Below are 19,041 nucleotides of genomic sequence, written 5' to 3'. Positions count from 1 at the left end.
GCTTCCTGCTTGAATATTTATTACCTTAACCCGTTCTTTTTTTATCATAGTATTTAGACATTGGAATCGATGCCCATTTCGGCGTATTATGTTCCATTTTTGCAACAACAACTGTCATATCATCTTCAATCTTTCCAGCTCTTGTCCGAATAACCTCCTCCATAATTAAGTCAGCTATTTCTTGCGGGTCGTCTGTTTTAATTTCACTTATTTTTCTCTTCATCCATACGTCATGATTTTCTACATGCTTTGGCCCTTCAAAAATTCCATCACTCATCATAATTAGTAAATCACCCGCTTTTAACTGCTGGCCTACTACATCAACATCAAAATCATCAATGATACCAATCGGGAGATTATTAGACTGGACTTTTAAAATTTTATCGCCGCGCTTTACAAAGCTTGGAGTAGAACCAACTTTAATAAATTTGCAGTTTCCGTCCTGTAAATCTACAATGGCTAAATCCAATGTAGAGAAGATCTCATCTGTTGTTCTCAACGATAAAATAGAGTTAATCGTTTTGATCGCAACTTTTTCTTCAATCCCGGATTGCAGTATTTTCTGTAAAAGCTTAATCGTTTCTTTACTTTCAAAATGTGCCCTTTCCCCATTGCCCATCCCATCACTAATCGCAACAGCATATTTGCCGGCACCAAGCTCCATTGTTGAGAAGCTGTCACCTGAAACAAGTCCTCCTCCTTTAGCTGCATGAGCAACACCAGTATCAATTCTAAACGCCTTGGAAGAACCAAAGGAAACATGACAGTATCCATTTGGATAATTCGCACATTCCTCATGTTTTACGATGATTGATTCTTCAAGAATATCTGAAAGCATCGGAGCAATTATTTTTTCACATTCCCCGTGTCCCTCACAATATGGAATGCTCATTTCAATGTCTACATTCCCTTGCTCAAGACTATATATATCAACATGAATAATCTCGATACCAAAGTTTTGCAGCGCATCTAAAATCTGTTCCTCTTGTACAAAATGATTTTCTCTTTCCCGTCTAATCTCTTTTGAAAAATCCGCCATTACTTCAGAAACGCCGAGTAATTGCTCTGCTACAAGCCTTCTGCTTTCCTGAACATCTTGTTTTAACTTCTGACTTGCAGTGAAATAATTAATTTCCTCCTCAATTGATTCTTCTACACGCTTGGATTTTGAACAATGTCTTTCAAAGTCTTTTTTCAGTTTTAGATTATATTGATACGTATTTTCCTTTGTTTCCTTCATAATTCTCTGCATATAGTCATATGTTGTATCAAAGTTATCAACCCAGCATTTTTCTTTTTTGAAACAATTCTGACAAGTACTTTCCGTAATATTACTAAGAAACAGATCTGTCTCACGTTCTTCATCACTGCCCTCTTTCTTCTCATAGAATGTTGTAAAGCTTTCAGATAAAGCTTTAAATACTTGTGAAAATTGATCAACGCGATATGCTGTTACATCACGAACCTTCCTTACATACTGCTGCTGTTCCTGTGCATGCTCATTCGTTCCTGGAATATGTCTTGCTAAACTAGCAGTAATCGCTTTCGGTGTTAGGATGAATAAAAGAATCGCAATCATCGATTCAATTAAAATTGTCATTAATTCAGCAGAGCCTTCTCCATATAAGGAGATTAATACTGAGCCTAACAGCAACCCAATTGCTGCCCCAACTTTCTGCCCTTCCTTTAAAAGGCCGCCTAGTAATCCTGAAAAAGCAAGGAGGCTCATCTGATAAAGATTGCCGACATTAGCAAGGCTCAGAATTAAACCGGTTACAACTCCAACCGTACAGCCAATACTTGAACCTCCAACAAAGGCAAAGAGAAGAACAAGATAGCGGGACATAATATGTTCTGCCTGAAGATTGAAATAACTAATACCTACTAAACCTGTCATAACAGAGGCTAATAAAATCATGATGCAAATGATTTCTTCAATTTTTAAAGATTGGCGGTATTTCCTTGCAGAAATAAGTGGAATGCTTTGCAAGAAAATTAGCGTTAAAATAAAAGCAAGTCCTGCTTCAACACCAGTCATCATATAATCGTAAACTGTCACTTCTGTGCTAGTCATGTAAGAAAACATTATTCTCGAAATTGCCATTGAAGAAAAAACAGTGAAAGGGAGATTTTTAAGTTTATCTTTAAAGAAATGGGATATTATTCTATTAACGATAAGAAAAAGAATGATTGAGGTCATAATCAGTAAGGAAGCTTCTATTGAGACTGTTAATCCGCCTGCTATTAAAGAAAGAGCCGCAAAGAAAGCCTTGTCCTTTTTCATTAGAAAGACGGCTCCAAAGAATGGCAAGGCAAATGGCAATATTTCTGTTAAAATAACTGCTCGTCCTAATAAGATTCCGATTAATACATAAATTAACCCTTTATGCAAAAGGAGTAACTGTAATCTTGATGAAAAACGGTGAAAGAAACGACTGAAAAACTGCTGTGTCGCCATGTTCAATTCAGAGATAGGCTCCATTAATCTTCTCTCGATTTTTTCCATTTTTCATTCCCCCACTTAAATCATGTTGCTAGTTATTATAACGAATGATTTTAGGAATTTTTGTCAAACGGACAGGGCTATAACTAAAAACAGTTCGACGGTTTTTGAAGAATATGACAAATACTAAGATTATTATTTATTTCCTAAGTTATTTTCGGCAATCTTTTTATATATATAAAAAGATTATGTCAAAACAACAAAAAAGGCTGGTTTCATAAAAATGAAACCAGCCTTTTTATCATGATGACCCGTACGGGATTCGAACCCGTGTTACCGCCGTGAAAGGGCGGTGTCTTAACCGCTTGACCAACGGGCCAAAAATATTTTGAGATTGGCAAAAATACCAATCTCTTTTGATAGCGGCAGAGGGGATCGAACCCCCGACCTCACGGGTATGAACCGTACGCTCTAGCCAGCTGAGCTACGCCGCCATAATAAGAATATGTCTAGAAGACACAATTTATATAATACATACATATTTATCTTACGTCAACAATTATTTATATAGATTAATAAATAAAATATTATTCTGTTCCTGGATTAAGGATACTCATGAATTTAGCCTATAATTTACATAAAGAAAAAGGCAACCTAAAATAACATCTTAGGAAAGCCTTTTAAAATTTTATATTCTCATAGCAGCAAGCTTAACCTCTTCTTGCGCCACGACCTCCACGCTTTGATTCTGTATTGCGTTTCAGTGATGATAAGCGATCTTCACTATCTTTTAAGAAACGGCTCATCTTTTGCTCAAAGTTCTCTTTGTTTCGGAAGTCATTAGCTCTCGGTCTTGAGCGGTCTGTATTTCTTGGACGCTCTGTACTTCTTGGACGTTCAGATCGTTCTGGACGATCTATAGCCTTTTTGATGGAAAGTCCAATTTTACCATCTTTTTCGTTAATGACTTTAACAGTTACTTCATCTCCAACTTTAAGATGCTCATTAATGTCCTTAACATAGTTATCAGCTACCTCACTAATATGAACGAGTCCTGTTGAGCCTCCTGGTAGCTCCACGAAAGCGCCAAAATTAGTAATACCTGTTACTTTACCCTGTAACTTGCTGCCAATTTCAATCGACATAAAAATACTGCTCCTCCTTAAACATTTAAAAAGTCATTCTTTAAAAGTCATACAGTCTTTGCTTTATTATACATAAATAAAAATTATAGTGTCAAACAAAGCTAATTTTCATCCGGAATATTAAAAATAATTTCATTCTCATTAGATAGGAAATAGTCTCTGCGTGCGATCTTAGCAATATATTCATCGTCATTAAGTTTGACAATTTCCTCATTCAAAATTTTCTCTTCTTTTTTCAGTTTCTTTAATTGATCTGCCAGTACTTCCTGTTCCTTAGCCTTTTCCTCTATAGCACCTGATTGGGAAAATAAAGTAGACAAAATAAATATAGATGAAGATACAATAAGAACGGCGAATATTGTTAGCCTTCTCATTAAACCTTTTTTACGTCTGTTGAGAGCTTCTTGGTTTCTCTCCTGCTGCATTACATACTGTGACTCAAGCTTGGCAACTTTCTTCTTTTTTTCAATCCCCATCTATATTGTCCCTCCCTACTTTCTAAATCTTTGCTTCCACCGTGAAAGTATGTTAGTAAGCTTATTCTTTATATTATCAAAAAATCCTTTAATATTATGACTAGTTGTTGTAAAAATATTTCTAATTTTTAATGGAATCATTTTTGAAATTAATTTCAAAATCCAATGAACAGGTGTCAATAGAATTTTGATTAATGAATATACAAATTTTAAAATCCATTTTATTAAGCTCCAAAAAAAGCCTAACAATCCTAATATTATTGTAATTATCAAATTAAGTAATCCTACAAAAGGCCTAATAATTAATAATTTTCCAAGTCCAATAATAGAATCATAAACTACTAATACAGCATGTATAAGAATCTCTAATACTTTTAAATAGAGACCTTTCAGCAAACTTTGGTATGTTGCATATCCACAGACTAAAGCAAGGAAGAGGTAAACTCTTAACTCGCCTTCATTGACGAGCAGCAGTAAATAAAACAAGATGAGGCCTTGTACAATCCAAAACAAAAGGTCATTAATAAATACAAACCATCTTGCCCTGGTAGGCCGCTTTAAGAAGCGGCCATGTGTATCAAGGGCTAAGCCGATCCATCCTCCCATGCCTACCATCGCAAGCATCGTATAGAATTGTGTCGTAAGCGTCATTTAAATAACTTGCCAAAGAAACCTTTAGCCTTCTCCCCATTTTGTTCATCTAAATAAATGAGATCGTAAATCCGCCCCTTAATCGAAACAATCCCCTTATCAACATCTAAATTCTTCATTTGTAAATTTTGACCGCGAATCGCTAAAGCACCCATTACCGTATCTAATAGAAATTCCTCGTTATCAAAGCTTTCAACTTGCTTTACCCCAGTAATCTCCAATAATTTACGACCCCTCATAATGACATCATGTTCCTGTACTGTGCTTTTATTTACGGTCGAATTATTATCATAATATTGACTCATCATTAACCCCCGCATTCTTGTTAAGGATTTATCTTTTAAATATGTATGAAACAAAAATGCGGTTTAGAACGAGCCCTGTTTAACTAGATTTCATATTATGGGGTTATACTATTTATTAAATTTCCTCAGCAATTCTTTCTTCGCTCACAATAGTATATAGATTCGCCGCATCTTCTTTTCTTGTTGTGTCTTTTAAATCTTCAATGCGAACGGTAACTAATTTTTGTCCAAAACGAATAAGAAGTTCATCTCCAATTTTCACACTCGAACTAGCCTTAGCTGTTAATCCATTAATTGTTATTCTTCCTTGATCTGCAATTTCTTTTGCTAATGTTCGTCTTTTTATAAGTCTGGAAACCTTTAAAAATTTATCTAATCTCATTTATTTTTCTCCTTTTTTTGCTTCATCCCAGTATTTATCCATCTCATCAAGTGTCATTTCTGTTAAAGATTTATTTATTTCCCTTGCTCTTTCTTCAATAAACATAAATCTCTCATAAAACTTTAAATTTGTAGAAAGAAGTGCTTCCTCTGGCTCAATTTTATAAAAACGGCCAATATTAACAATTGCAAACAGCAAGTCACCAAATTCTTTTAAAATAAACTGTTCATTATTATTTCCAATTTCCATTTTCAATTCATTTAGCTCTTCTTCTACCTTTACCCAGGCTTCGTCTACATTAGGCCAATCAAATCCAACTTTTGCAGCCTTTTTTTGCAGCTGGTAAGCTCTGGACAATGCAGGGAGAGCCTTACTTACTGAGTCTAATAATGATTGATGTTCAGCTAATTTTCCTTCTTCTTCCTTTATTTTCTCCCAATTTATTAAAACTTCTTCTGTATTTTCAACAGATATTTCTCCAAAAACATGAGGGTGCCTGCGTATCATTTTTTCTGTTACACTCCGTATAACATCTTCCATTGAGAAGATCCCTTCGTCCTCACCTATTTGAGCATGAAGAACAACTTGTAATAACACATCTCCAAGCTCTTCAATCATATTATCAAAGTCTTCTTTATCAATTGCATCAATCAGTTCATAACACTCTTCAATTAAATATTTCTTTAATGACTCATGTGTTTGTTTCTGGTCCCAAGGACATCCATTCGGACCCCTTAGTTCAGCAATTACATGACGGAATGATGCAAACTGATGATGTAAAAGTGACTGGTCGCTAACCGGTGGAATATAAACGCTTGTTAAATTATTAACAGATGTCACTCTGTCTAATTCATATAATGGAACTTTTGTCAGCTTTTGCTCTTTGCTGCCTGCAGCTGTCACTACTGTTACTTCATATTCATCGGGAAGCTGTTCCATAAGTGTCAATTTTACATCTGATGCTACAAACTGATCATACACTTGGGTAATTACGATATGTCCATTTAATTGAAGGCTCTCACTGCTTAATGTTAGTGCATCAAGAAGTTGAAAGCCTTCAATTGGATCAATCTCAAGGGCCCCAAAAGTAGCATCGAGGAAGCTCTGGCCTCCTACAATTTCAATTTCAAAGCCCTTTTCTCTTCCCTCATTAAGCAAAAGCTGTACTGTTTGTTCAGCTACGAGAGGATGACCTGGTACGGCATAAATAATATCTTTCGTAAGAGCTTCCTCATAAAGCCGATTCACAATTTCTGTATAAACAGCTTCAAATCCATTATTTTTCATATACACTTCATCAAATGATGTGTAAGAAGTTATTTCTGATGAAAGCTCATTGAAAACAGGGTGTTCAGCTGTTCTTAAGAATAAATGTTCTGCTGTTGTTATTAGCCGATAAATCCCAAGAGGAAGCTGATTTATATCACCTGCACCAAGACCAATAACAGTAATTTTTTTAGCCATTCAAGTACCTCACTTTTGTAATTTAAGTAATTTCATAACTTTATTTCCAAATGGTATTAATTTTAGCTCATTTTCTGTAAATACTTGCAGTTTTATAATGCTAAATACGTACACGAGACCACCAATCAGCACACTTGTTAAGGAAAGAAAGGTTGCTTTAGGTCGAAAACGCTCAAATATGAAAGGTTCAATTACATTTTGAAAAAGGAATAAAGCTGCGATCATAAAAAATGCTGATAAAATAATCTTCAAGAAAACAGATATGTTTATTAATTGATACTTAAGTTTCCTCAAGTAAATTAAGTTCAGTAAAGCAACAATCAAATATGCAATAACAGTAGAAATCGCTGCACCTGACGTTCCAAATTTTTGGATCAGCATTATATTAACTATATATTTTACTAAAAGCGCAATAAAAATAGACAATGCTGGAAATACTGTATGTCCAAGTCCTTGCAATATCGCAATCACTGTTAGTGAAAGTGAAGTAAATAAGATAGAAATCGTTAATATCATTAACACATCAGAGCCTAGCTGATTTCTAAAAAGCATGGTATTAACCTGTTTAATAATGAACATTAATCCAAAAGTTGCACCAACTCCGACGACAAAACATATTTTTAACGTATATTTTATCTCTTTCGAAATTAAATTCTCATTCCCCATCTTCTTTGCATTCGATATGGACGGTACGATTGATAAAGCGATAGATGTTGCCACAACTGTTCCCAGCTGAATAAGCGGTTGACCTCTATCATAAATGCCTTTTGTCATTTTGGCACTATTTTCATCCAGCCCATTCAGAATGAGGAGGGAATATAAATTAAAAGAGTCAATCAGCTGAATAAATAATAATAGCAAGCTGCTAAAACCAATTGTTAAACTATATTTAATTAGTTTCCATATAACCCCTTTAGCCTTAAGCTGTCCACTTAAATTCCACCTAAAAGATATTTTCCTATTTTCCTTCACCCAAAATTTTATCAGTATAATAAGTGCGGCAATAATACCAACTACAGAACCAAAAAAAGCACCTTCTCCTGCTTCATATAAAGTATACCCATTATGAATAAGGAAATAAGATACGAGAAGGATAGCGCCTACTCGTACTGCCTGTTCAGTCACCTGGGAGAAGGCTGTCGGCTCCATCTGCTCAACACCTTGAAAATACCCCCTGAAAAAAGAGGTGAAAGGAATGAGCAAAAAGGAGAATGCTGTCACTTGAATAAGCTTTTTAAGCTCCAAATCCCCCATTAAATATGCGATCGCTTCAGCGTTTATATATAAAGCTAGAAAAAGAAATATGCCGACTCCAAGAAGAAATAACAATGTAATCGTCAGTACTTTTTCTTTTATCGCCTTACCATGTTCATTATAATCACTCATCACTTTAGATATGATGACGGGAAATCCTGCAGTCGATAACATAACAGCAATTCCATATAGCGGATAGATTTGCTGATAAATATAAAAACCAATATCTCCGACTATATTTTGATATGGAACCCGGTAAACAGCACTTAAAATTTTTATAAAAAGGGCTGCCATTGTTAAAATCAAAGCGCCTTTTATTATCTCACCATTCGTTCGTTTCGGAATTTCCATTTACCTAGTCCCCTTCCGAAAATTATTATAGCAGATAAAAAACACAAGTGCTGTGAATGTTCTGAACTATATATGTAATTTAGTTTTCCAAGAATATTTAATAAAAACCCAGTCTGGTGCACGATTTTTGGCTCATTTAGCCTAAATTTATAAAAGGAGAGAGAAAAGCGAGCTTTTCTTCTTCCTTTTATAAATTTAGGCTCCTTTCAGCTTCAGCTGAAAGGCATTTGCAAGCAAGCTTGCAAATGAAATGAGCCAAAAATCAACTTAGTATGGCAATAAATTCATGTTTAGAAACAGCAATTTTGTTTAAATAACTCCTGTAAAAAAAATGAAGTAACATACATATATATGCCTATTTATATATTTTTTTGTAATATAAGTCCAAAATGAAGATTTAGCAGTAATCACTTATCCTGGAAAAACAAAATATATCAATTATTCAACAAAGTTCATCATTCACATAAAAACAAAAAAGAAGACAGCATTCGCCGCCTTCTTCCAACAAATAATATAAGAATGATTACTGCTCCATTTGGCGGGCTAAAAATCCTGCAGCTGTTTCAGCTGACTTATGCTCAACCTCACCAATTGATTGATCCTTAGAAAAGATAATGACAGCTCCAATCGGGTCACCATTTGCAACAATCGGTCCGATTGCATACGATTGAATCCCTTCATCTATTCCATCGATAAGCTGAATATTTCCATTCTCTGCTTGTAAATGTGAATTGCGTTCTTCCATTACTTTTTCAACAGCATCACTTATACTTTTGTTCAAATAATCTTTTTTAGAGCCTCCAGAAACCGCAATGAACACATCACGATCACAAATTAGAACAGGATGTCCTAAGCTGTCATACAGTGCATCTGCATATTCCTTTGAAAAATCACTTAATTCGCTAATCGGTGAATATTTTTTCAGTATAACTTCACCATCACGATCAACGAAAATTTCCAAAGGATCTCCTTCACGGATTCGAAGTGTCCTTCTAATTTCCTTAGGTATAACTACTCGACCTAAATCATCAATACGACGAACAATACCAGTTGCTTTCATCTTATGTTGCCTCACTTTCATCTGATGATAGGATTAAAAGGTGATCGTTTAAGTTCCTAATTATGTAACAATCACCATTTGTTGAAATTAGTATCCTTCACAATAGACGTAATATACACGATGAAAGCATTTTTTTACTTTTTACATAATAATGACTTTATCAGCCTTGCCAAGAAAATCTTTATATAAACGTTAATTCATTGAAATTTCTTCTTTTTTTGTTCCTGCTAATCCATTTAGCAGTTCCAATATAATGACTAATAATTCATCTGATTTTTTATTTTTTGTCTCAATTGTTATTTTTAATCGATTTCCATCCATACCCAAACCAATAATTTTATTAAATTTATTACTTAATTGGAATAATTTATGACCATCAATAAAATTACTTGCATGCTCATTAATAAGTAAAGTAATAGCAACTTTATCTTGTTTAATTTGTTCCACTTTCTCTTGCATCGCAAATACTTTGATTTTAGCAATTTTTAATAATAGCTCTACCTCTTTCGGATATTCTCCAAAACGGTCAATCATCTCTTCCTGTAATTCTTCAAGATCTTCCAGGCTCGTAATAGCTTTAAAGCGTTTATACATATCAATCTTCTGACGGCCATCAGAAATATAATCCTGAGGGATATATGCATCAACTTCTAAATCAATTTCCACTTCAAATGGTTTTTCAGCTGCTTTATCACCCTGTCTTTCTTCAATTGCCTCTTTTAACATTTGAGAGTATAAATCAAAGCCGACTGAATCGATAAATCCATGCTGCTGGGCACCTAATAAATTACCAGCACCCCTTATTGATAAATCGCGCATCGCAATTTTAAAACCTGACCCAAGCTCTGTAAATTCTTTAATTGCCTGGAGACGCTTCTCGGCAACCTCAGTTAGTACTTTATCTTTACGATAAGTGAAATAAGCATACGCAATTCTGTTAGAACGACCGACACGTCCTCTAAGCTGATACAGCTGTGAAAGTCCCATTCTGTCTGCATCATTAACAATCAACGTATTCACATTAGGAATATCAACACCAGTTTCAATAATTGTTGTACTGACAAGAACATCGAACTCTCCTTCAAGGAAGTTCAGCATTGCCGTTTCAAGTTCATTTTCTGTCATTCTGCCATGCGCATAGGTTATCCTCGCATCTGGTACGAGCATTGAAATTTCCTCAGCCTTACGCTCAATATCTTCCACGCGATTATATAAGAAATAAACCTGTCCCCCGCGGGCAAGCTCCCGTTCAATCGCTTCCTTGATAAGCGCACCATTGTATTCAACAACATAGGTTTGTACTGGGAACCTATTTTCAGGTGGTGTTTCTATAACTGATAAATCACGTACACCAAGCATAGACATATGGAGTGTTCTTGGAATTGGTGTTGCTGTCAATGTTAGTACATCAATATTTGCTTTTAATTGTTTGATCTTTTCTTTATGTGTCACACCGAAACGCTGTTCTTCATCAATAATTAATAACCCTAAGTCTTTATACTTTATATCTTTTGATAAGAGGCGATGAGTACCTATTACCATATCAACAGTACCGTTTGCTAGGCCCTTTAGCGTCTCATTCATCTCTTTTCTCGTTTTAAAGCGGCTTAATAAGCCAATATTCATCGGATAATCCTGAAACCTTTCCCTCACTGTTTCAAAATGCTGCTGGGCAAGGATTGTTGTTGGTACGAGTAAAGCTACCTGCTTGCCTTCTGCTACTGCTTTAAATGCAGCCCGAATAGCTACTTCTGTTTTTCCATATCCAACATCACCGCATAATAAGCGGTCCATTGGCCGCAGGCGTTCCATATCCTTTTTAATTTCATTAATAGAACGGATCTGATCTTCTGTTTCCTGATATGGAAACGATGCTTCAAACTCTCTTTGCATCTCTCCATCAGGTGAAAATGCATACCCCTCACTTGCCTCACGTTCAGCATATAGTTTAATTAGATCGTCAGCGATATCTTGGACAGAAGATTCTACTTTCTTCTTCACTCTGCGCCAATCATTGCCGCCAAGTTTATAAATCTTCGGCTCTTTCCCTTCAGAACCGACAAATTTTTGGACTTGATCAATTTGCTCAACTGGAACATACAGCTGATCGCTGCCTTGATATTTAATATTTAAATAGTCTTTATGAACACCGTTTATTTCAAGTGTCTCAATTCCTAAATACTTCCCTATTCCGTGATTAACATGAACAACATAGTCACCGACTTGAAGTTCTGAATAACTTTTAATTCTTTCAGCATTCGACAGCTTTTGTCTTCTCGCCTGCTTTTTTACTCTCTTTTTAAAGAGCTCTTCTTCTGTAATAATAGCAATCCTTTGCATTGGTAATTCAAAGCCTGTTTGAAGATCGCCTTCTATAATTTGTAGCTTTCCAGCTTGTATGGATTCTCCATTATTTTTAATGTCTGCTTCTATCTCATAATCCTCTAGGACATTTTGCAGCTTCTTTTGCCTCTCTTTATCAACACCGAGAAAAACAACCGCAAATTTCGATTTCACCCAACGTTCAAGCTCTGACTTCAAAACATGCATTTGCCCATGGAAATTTTGCATTTGTTTACATGAGATATTTAAAATATTTTGCGGACTTGTATGTGGTACATGGCGTAAAAAGAGAGATAAATAAATAAGCGGATGCTTCGCTTTGGAAATCACATCTGTGTATGTGTGTGATATTTTCACATCATGAATAATGTGCCCGCTCTCTAATAATCCTGTATACCAGTCTGCTTCTTCTTTTTCAAGCTGATCATACATTTCATGAATCCTACCGACCTCATCAAGTACAACAATTGCTTCTTCTTCAAAATAGTCTAGTAAACTAGCAGGCTTCTCATAAAATAACGATAAATATTTAAACATTTCATGATCAATTTGTCCTTGCTTTAACTTTTCAATATCATGTTGAATATTTTCTAATAATAGCTCTTTCTGTTTATCATCTTTAAATTTCTTTAAACTTGTTGCAAGCCCAGCTTCGACTTTTGTCACACAGCTGTTAATTAACTCTTCTGTAAGAACCAGCTCTGTTGCAGGACCAATTATCACTTCTTTCAGCATATCAATGGAGCGCTGATCGTTAATATCAAAAGAACGAATAGAATCTACTTCCGTATCAAACAATTCAATTCGAATAGGATTTTCCTCTGTAAGCGGATAAATATCAATAATACCACCGCGTAAACTGAACTGTCCGGGTGCCCCAACCATATCAACTCGTTCATAGCCCATAGAAACGAGATCTGTAATATAGTCGTTTAGATTAAGGTCTTCTCCTAATCCAATACGGAGCTTATATTCTCTCCATAGCTCCTTAGGAGGGAGCAGTCTCCTAAGTGCTGCTACTGGCGCAATAACAACTGGACTTCCACCTTCTGTTAAGCTGTTAAGCACTTCCATCCTTTGTGCTCTTAATTCCGGACTAGAGATGGCAAGTTCAGATGCGATTAAATCATTAACGGGATAAAGATACACATTTTCATTCAGTAGACTTGCCATATCTTCATAGACTTTCTGAGCTTGGAACAGATTATGTGTCACGATTAAAAGAGGTTTTTTTGTCTCCTTATATAAAGATGCAATAAAGACTGTTCTAGCCGAGCCTGATAGACCAGCTACAAGCTGCTCTTTTAACCCTTCCTCCAGTCCCGAAATAATTGTTTTAAAATCATCAGTTTCATAAAAATATTGATGTAAACTATGCAAACTTAGCCCTCTTCTCAAAAATAATAGAAATATATAATGAAACTTCTCTACGAGGGTGCCTAAAAGGGGTAAAAGGCGACCCCTTCTAGACATCCTCCTCAAAAACCCCTTTAGGAGAATCCAGTAAAATTAAGGATTTTGTGAAGGGGGTCCTTTCAGCTTTTCAAACTTATTAGGGACTTATCGGACAGCCCCTATTCGTTAAATTTAATATTTTGCGCGATCTTAATTCATCTGACTTAGCTAAGATTAAAGAGATCATTTACAGACAGAGCTCGTAAATGGATAAGTCAAAAATCCATAAGGTTTTAATATGAAACTTTGTTAAAAGTCAGTCATTTAGTGTTGAAATCCTGTATTGAAAATTCAACTGCTGTACAAAACAGAAAAATGCCTTGGTTTTATCCAAAGCGTTGTTACTGTATAAAATTATCATATTGATGAAGATCTGGATTCCTCTCTAAAGCTTCCTGACAATCTTCACAAATTATTTTCACATGTACATCTCCATTTTGTTCATATGAAATCATTTCTTGACGTTCATTATTAGTTAATTGATTAAACCCTAAATGATCACTAGATAAATTAACATGATCAAGGCTTCCTACTTTAACACCGCAGTGTCTGCAATAATAGTGAAGAGCCATTTTATGCCTCCTACAAAGGTTTTAATGCTAGTAGTATGAACCGTTTGCAGATAGGCTATACATTAGGAGTCTAATTAAATTCGTTCATCACTTGATTGAAGTCTGCCGTTAACCATTTCTCACAAGCTTCGGCAGATTGCTTAATTGCACTCTGTATATCTGCTTGTTCTTCTTCTATGAATCGACCAAGAACATAGTCTGTTATAGTCATTCCATTACTTGGTCTATCAATTCCAACCCGGACTCTATTAAATTGCTGTGTACCGAGATGCTGTATCATTGATTTTATTCCGTTATGCCCTCCTGCACTCCCCTTCGTACGAAGACGGATTTTCCCAGTTGGTATATCAAGGTCATCGTAAATAACAACAATCTCATTATCATCTACCTCATAATATTCCATAAGCGGACGTATACATTCACCAGATAAATTCATATATGTTAGTGGTTTTAATAATATGACTTTCTCACCTGAAATATGCCCAATACCATATAAGCCATTAAATTTCGTCCGATCAAGCGGGATATTTAAACGATCAGAAAGTTGATCAACAGCCATAAAGCCGACATTATGCCTTGTTGACTCATATTGTTTTCCGGGATTCCCCAAACCGATAATAAGTTTCAACGTATAAACCTCCTTCGTGACTCCAACATTATTTAACGATCGTCACAAAGTCTTTTTTAAAAATTTCCACCTTATAACAATATCATAATTTCCAAAGTTTTGCATATATAAGTATGAATTAATTACCATACTTACTTTTAATTCTTCTTTATTCTCATTTGCTCAGAGAGGATGTGCCTGTGTATTATTCACGATAAAAAAAACTGTCTCATAAGCTCATACTTTCAGCAATAATATATACATAAATTAGCTGAAAGTATGATACTCATATGTAGAGACAGCTCCCTTTTAATTATATTAAACGAGTTCCTTAACCTTCTTGATTCGTTGGTTCACCTGGCTCTTGTTCTTCACCACTGTCAATTTCCTTTTCCTGCTGTGGCGGAAGAATAGAGGCGATTACTTGCTCCTCATCTTGTACAAGTGAGTAATTTCCGCTGCTGGAAATATCCTTTACCGAAATCACTTCATTGACGCCTAAATTAGAGACATCAACATCAATTGTTTGAGGAATATCACCAGGCTTTGCCTTCACCAAAATCTGGTGGAGTGACTGCTGCAGAACTCCTCCGTCTTTTACCCCTTGTGATGTACCGATGAGATTAACAGGTACTTCTACTTCTACTTCAGATTGCATATCTACAATTTGAAAGTCAGCATGTACAAGCTGATTTCTGATCGGGTCCATCTGATAATCACTTAGCATAACAGGGTGTGAAGCATCTCCTACATGCAACTGTAAAATTGCATTTCTGCCTTCATCTCTAAGCTTTTTAAGTAATTCTCCTGCATCTAAAGAAACAGACTTACTCTCTGTCTCTTTCCCGTATACAACCGCCGGGATCTGTCCTTGCTCTCTGATTCTTCTCTTTGCAGAACTAGTAAATTCAGTTCTTTCTTGCGCTTGTAAAGTTGTCATGCCCGCACCTTCCTAACAATTATTTATTCATATATTTTGTAAATATATAAATACCCTAACGTTAAAACAGTCTAAACATGATTTCACATTTTATTCAAAAAGAGTACTAACAGATTGCTTCTCATGTACTCGAATAATCGCCTCTCCTAATAAAGGTCCAACAGAAAGCTCAACTAACTTGTCGATTTTCTTTTCTTCTGGAAGTGCAATTGAATTTGTAATAACAAGTTCTTTAATTTTTGAATTTTGAATTCTTTCAATTGCAGGACCTGAAAGGACAGGGTGTGTACAACAAGCATACACTTCACGAGCACCATTTTCAACTAATGCGTTTGCAGCAAGTGTAATTGTACCGGCTGTATCGATAATATCATCAATTAAGATAGCCGTTTTACCTTCAATATTGCCAACGATATTCATTACTTCCGCTACATTTGGTCTTGGTCTGCGCTTATCAATAATCGCAATGGGTGCTTTTAATTTATCCGCAAGTTTACGTGCACGTGTTACTCCACCATGATCTGGAGAAACAATAACGATATCATCTAAATTTTTATTATTAAAATACGTACCTAAAATCGGTACTCCCATTAAATGATCGATTGGAATATCGAAGAATCCTTGAATTTGCGGAGCATGCAGATCAAGCGTGATCATTCTTGTTGCACCAGCAGTTTCAAGTAAATTAGCAACAAGCTTAGCTGTAATTGGTTCACGAGCACGTGCTTTACGGTCTTGACGAGCATATCCATAATAAGGCATAACAATATTAATTGTCTTCGCTGATGCACGTTTTAGAGCATCAATCATAATTAATAATTCCATAATATGCTCATTTACAGGGCCACTCGTTGATTGAACGATATACACATCACAGCCACGGATACTTTCCTCAATATTGATTTGAATTTCTCCATCACTGAAACGAGTAACACAGCTTTTACCTAAGTCTGTACCAATGACATCTGCAATTTCCTTTGCAAGAGTCGGATTAGAGTTTAATGAGAATATTTTTAAATTTGAATCACCATAGCGATTAGGCATAATAAAAGGAAAACCTCCATTAGGAATTTTTATTCATTTTTAAACGAGATACATAGCCTTCTTTATTAACTTGTCTAGCTCTTGCGACAGAAAGTGCTTCACTTGGAACATCATCTGTAACAGTAGAGCCAGCTGCAACATATGCTCCTTTACCAATCGTAACTGGAGCAATTAAGTTAGAATTACAGCCAATAAAAGCACCGTCTTCAATCTTTGTTAAAAACTTATGTTTACCATCATAGTTCACAGTAATCGAACCACAGCCAAGATTTACATCCCTTCCAACTTCTGCATCGCCAATATAGCTTAGATGCGATGCTTTACTTCCTTCTCCCATTGTTGATTTCTTAATCTCTACAAAGTTTCCAACTTTTACTTTGTCAGAAATGACAGATAGTGGTCTTATATGAGCAAAAGGTCCGATTGCTACATTATTCCCAATTTCACTATCATGTGAAACTGATTGACGAATTGTTGTACCATTCAGTATTTTACAATCTTTAATTTCTGTATGGGGACCAATCGTACAATTGCTTCCAATTTCTGTTTCACCCATAATCATTGTCCCGGGATAAATAACCGTATCCTCACCAATCACTGCATCGGCAGATATGTAAGTGCTGTCTGGATCAATTAAGCTGACACCGTTTTTCATATGGAGCTTGTTAATTCTTTCTCTCATAATTTTCTCAGCTTGTGACAAAGCTATTCGGTCATTAACACCTAAAGTTTCATCGAAGGAGTTTGTTTGATAAGCAGAAACCGTTTCCCCTTCATTTTTTAAGATTTCAATGACGTCAGGCAAATAGTATTCACTCTGGACATTATCATTAGATACTTTTTTAAGTGCCTTAAATAATTCCTTATTATCAAAGCAATATGTACCTGTGTTAATTTCCGTCAGCTGCAATTCATCTGCATTCGCATCCTTATGTTCTACTATTTTCTTTACAGAGCCATCTGCTCTAACGATTCTCCCATATCCTGTTGGATCATCGGCCTTTGCAGTCAAAATAGTAGCTTTTGCATTTGTTTCTTTATGATGCTTTAGCAAAGCAGACATCGTATCCGCTGTTATTAGAGGCGTATCACCACATATTACAATCGTTGTTCCATCTAAATTTTCTAAAGCAGCACCCGCTTGCATAACTGCATGTGCTGTTCCTAACTGCTCCGTTTGCAGGGCATACTCACAGTTCTCACCAAGCTCAGCTTTCACCTTTTCTGCACCATGCCCTACTACTGCTACAATTTTATCAATAGATAACTGTGAAATTTGATCAATAACATGCTGGACCATAGGCTTCCCACAAACTGGATGCAACACTTTATAAAGGGATGACCTCATTCTAGTACCACGTCCAGCAGCAAGTATTACTGCATAGCGCTTATCCATATATTAGCCTCCATTTTCATAAAAAATTAAGAAAATCCTCATTATTCAAAGTATATAATTAACTGGATAAAGAAATAATGCTAAAGGAGAAGTTAAAGTTGTATAGATTGATTCCTATCTTTCAATTAGGGAATATATTAACATTCACACAGCTCTATTTCCCTTTCTTTCATACAAAATATATATCAAATAACGACCTATTTCAAGGATACAACAGAAAGTTAGGCATATTTATAATTTTAACACATGTCAGCACAATATTTGTGCATAAAAAAAGGAACTTTGCTTGTCCGACAAAGTCCCTCTTTCATCATATTTTATGAAGCTCCTGCTTCTTCAAATTCAACCTCTAATTCACCCAAACGATGATACTCAGCTAATACAGCATCTTGAATTTTCCCACGAGTACCCGAATTAATAGGGTGTGCAATATCACGGAATTCTCCATCAGGAGTTCTTTTACTTGGCATTGCAACAAAGAGACCGTTATTTCCATCAATTACACGAATATCATGTACAACAAATTCATGATCAAGTGTAATAGACGCAATTGCTCTCATTCGGCCTTCGGTATTAACGCGGCGTAATCTTACGTCTGTAACTTCCATTATGTTCACCACCTTTTCCCTATATAGAAAACTTAATTAACTAAATTCAACAGGTTTTTCCTTATTCCTGCAAATGTTTAGAAACTTTTTCTAAATTAGGGATACTTAAGGTTGTTTTGTTGTTTTTTTCAATAAAAAAGCCAGACTATTAAATAGTCTGGCTTAGCATTTATTTAATTAACGCGATAACTTCAATTTCAACAAGAGAATCTTTAGGGATACGTGAAACTTCCACACAAGAACGAGCCGGCTTATGTTCTGAAAAGTACTGTGCATACACTTCGTTAAAAGCTACAAAGTCATTAATATCATTTAAAAACACAGTCGTTTTCACAACAGTTTCAAATGAAGCTCCTGCTTCTTCTAAAACAGCCTTTAAGTTAGAAAATACTTGATGTGTCTGCTCTTCAATTCCACCTTGAATCATTTCTCCTTCAGGTGTTAATGGAATTTGACCTGAGCTGTAAAACATATTATTTACGATAATACCTTGTGAGTAAGGACCTATCGCTTGTGGTGCACCATTTGTTTTTACTATTTCCATA

Annotated in this window: 17 protein-coding genes and 2 tRNA genes; all 19 read right to left on the bottom strand. The window is 35.5% G+C overall.

Going from position 1 to position 19,041, the window contains the following annotated elements; genetic code table 11:
- Window positions 1–25: 25 nt before the first annotated feature.
- The gene (gene spoIIE, locus BFA01S_RS07210; protein WP_066227650.1) at window positions 26–2,506 is read right to left on the bottom strand and encodes a stage II sporulation protein E; all 2,481 of its coding nucleotides are present in this window, start codon (window positions 2,504–2,506) and stop codon (window positions 26–28) included.
- Window positions 2,507–2,750: 244 nt separating this feature from the next.
- A tRNA-Glu gene (locus tag BFA01S_RS07205) sits at window positions 2,751–2,822 on the bottom strand.
- A gap of 41 nt (window positions 2,823–2,863) precedes the next feature.
- A tRNA-Met gene (locus tag BFA01S_RS07200) sits at window positions 2,864–2,937 on the bottom strand.
- Window positions 2,938–3,153: 216 nt separating this feature from the next.
- On the bottom strand, window positions 3,154–3,588 hold the full coding sequence (locus BFA01S_RS07195) for a S1 domain-containing RNA-binding protein (RefSeq protein ID WP_066227647.1): 435 nt from the start codon (window positions 3,586–3,588) through the stop codon (window positions 3,154–3,156).
- A gap of 101 nt (window positions 3,589–3,689) precedes the next feature.
- Entirely contained in the window at window positions 3,690–4,064 is a 375-nt protein-coding gene (locus BFA01S_RS07190; RefSeq protein ID WP_066227644.1) for an FtsB family cell division protein, read from the bottom strand.
- A 15-nt stretch (window positions 4,065–4,079) separates the two neighbouring features.
- Window positions 4,080–4,715: a spore cortex biosynthesis protein YabQ gene (gene yabQ / locus BFA01S_RS07185; protein ID WP_066227640.1), complete on the bottom strand. Its 636-nt coding sequence runs from the start codon at window positions 4,713–4,715 to the stop codon at window positions 4,080–4,082.
- Window positions 4,712–5,020: a sporulation protein YabP gene (yabP, locus tag BFA01S_RS07180; RefSeq protein WP_066227636.1), complete on the bottom strand. Its 309-nt coding sequence runs from the start codon at window positions 5,018–5,020 to the stop codon at window positions 4,712–4,714. Before yabP ends, yabQ begins: the two co-directional genes overlap by 4 nt.
- Before the next feature lie 115 nt (window positions 5,021–5,135).
- Entirely contained in the window at window positions 5,136–5,402 is a 267-nt protein-coding gene (locus tag BFA01S_RS07175) for an RNA-binding S4 domain-containing protein (protein ID WP_066227633.1), read from the bottom strand.
- Entirely contained in the window at window positions 5,403–6,866 is a 1,464-nt protein-coding gene (gene yabN / locus BFA01S_RS07170; RefSeq protein WP_066227632.1) for a bifunctional methyltransferase/pyrophosphohydrolase YabN, read from the bottom strand.
- A 9-nt stretch (window positions 6,867–6,875) separates the two neighbouring features.
- Complete coding sequence (locus tag BFA01S_RS07165; RefSeq protein ID WP_066227630.1) at window positions 6,876–8,471, bottom strand: putative polysaccharide biosynthesis protein; 1,596 nt, start codon at window positions 8,469–8,471, stop codon at window positions 6,876–6,878.
- A 523-nt stretch (window positions 8,472–8,994) separates the two neighbouring features.
- On the bottom strand, window positions 8,995–9,531 hold the full coding sequence (gene spoVT, locus BFA01S_RS07160; protein ID WP_066227626.1) for a stage V sporulation protein T: 537 nt from the start codon (window positions 9,529–9,531) through the stop codon (window positions 8,995–8,997).
- 192 nt (window positions 9,532–9,723) lie between these two features.
- Window positions 9,724–13,254, bottom strand: coding sequence for a transcription-repair coupling factor (gene mfd / locus BFA01S_RS07155; protein WP_066227623.1), 3,531 nt, complete (start codon window positions 13,252–13,254; stop codon window positions 9,724–9,726).
- 416 nt (window positions 13,255–13,670) lie between these two features.
- On the bottom strand, window positions 13,671–13,901 hold the full coding sequence (gene fin, locus BFA01S_RS07150) for an anti-sigma-F factor Fin (protein WP_066227621.1): 231 nt from the start codon (window positions 13,899–13,901) through the stop codon (window positions 13,671–13,673).
- A gap of 70 nt (window positions 13,902–13,971) precedes the next feature.
- Window positions 13,972–14,529, bottom strand: a complete 558-nt coding sequence (gene pth, locus BFA01S_RS07145) for an aminoacyl-tRNA hydrolase (RefSeq protein ID WP_066227618.1) — start codon at window positions 14,527–14,529, stop codon at window positions 13,972–13,974.
- Between the two features lie 310 nt (window positions 14,530–14,839).
- Window positions 14,840–15,448 (bottom strand): 50S ribosomal protein L25/general stress protein Ctc, encoded by a 609-nt coding sequence (locus BFA01S_RS07140; protein WP_066227615.1) that lies wholly within the window; start codon window positions 15,446–15,448, stop codon window positions 14,840–14,842.
- A gap of 90 nt (window positions 15,449–15,538) precedes the next feature.
- Complete coding sequence (locus BFA01S_RS07135; RefSeq protein WP_066227612.1) at window positions 15,539–16,492, bottom strand: ribose-phosphate diphosphokinase; 954 nt, start codon at window positions 16,490–16,492, stop codon at window positions 15,539–15,541.
- 19 nt (window positions 16,493–16,511) lie between these two features.
- A complete protein-coding gene (glmU, locus tag BFA01S_RS07130; RefSeq protein WP_066227609.1) occupies window positions 16,512–17,888 on the bottom strand; it encodes a bifunctional UDP-N-acetylglucosamine diphosphorylase/glucosamine-1-phosphate N-acetyltransferase GlmU in 1,377 nt (458 codons plus the stop codon).
- A gap of 317 nt (window positions 17,889–18,205) precedes the next feature.
- The gene (gene spoVG / locus BFA01S_RS07125) at window positions 18,206–18,496 is read right to left on the bottom strand and encodes a septation regulator SpoVG (RefSeq protein WP_066227607.1); all 291 of its coding nucleotides are present in this window, start codon (window positions 18,494–18,496) and stop codon (window positions 18,206–18,208) included.
- A gap of 169 nt (window positions 18,497–18,665) precedes the next feature.
- The gene (locus BFA01S_RS07120) at window positions 18,666–19,040 is read right to left on the bottom strand and encodes a RidA family protein (protein WP_066227604.1); all 375 of its coding nucleotides are present in this window, start codon (window positions 19,038–19,040) and stop codon (window positions 18,666–18,668) included.
- Window position 19,041 lies beyond the last annotated feature (1 nt).

This window comes from Metabacillus fastidiosus NBRC 101226, from assembly GCF_001591625.1.
Taxonomy (GTDB): domain Bacteria; phylum Bacillota; class Bacilli; order Bacillales; family Bacillaceae; genus Metabacillus; species Metabacillus fastidiosus.
Note: the sequence above shows the minus strand (reverse complement) of the source record. Positions and strands in the feature narration are given on the sequence as shown.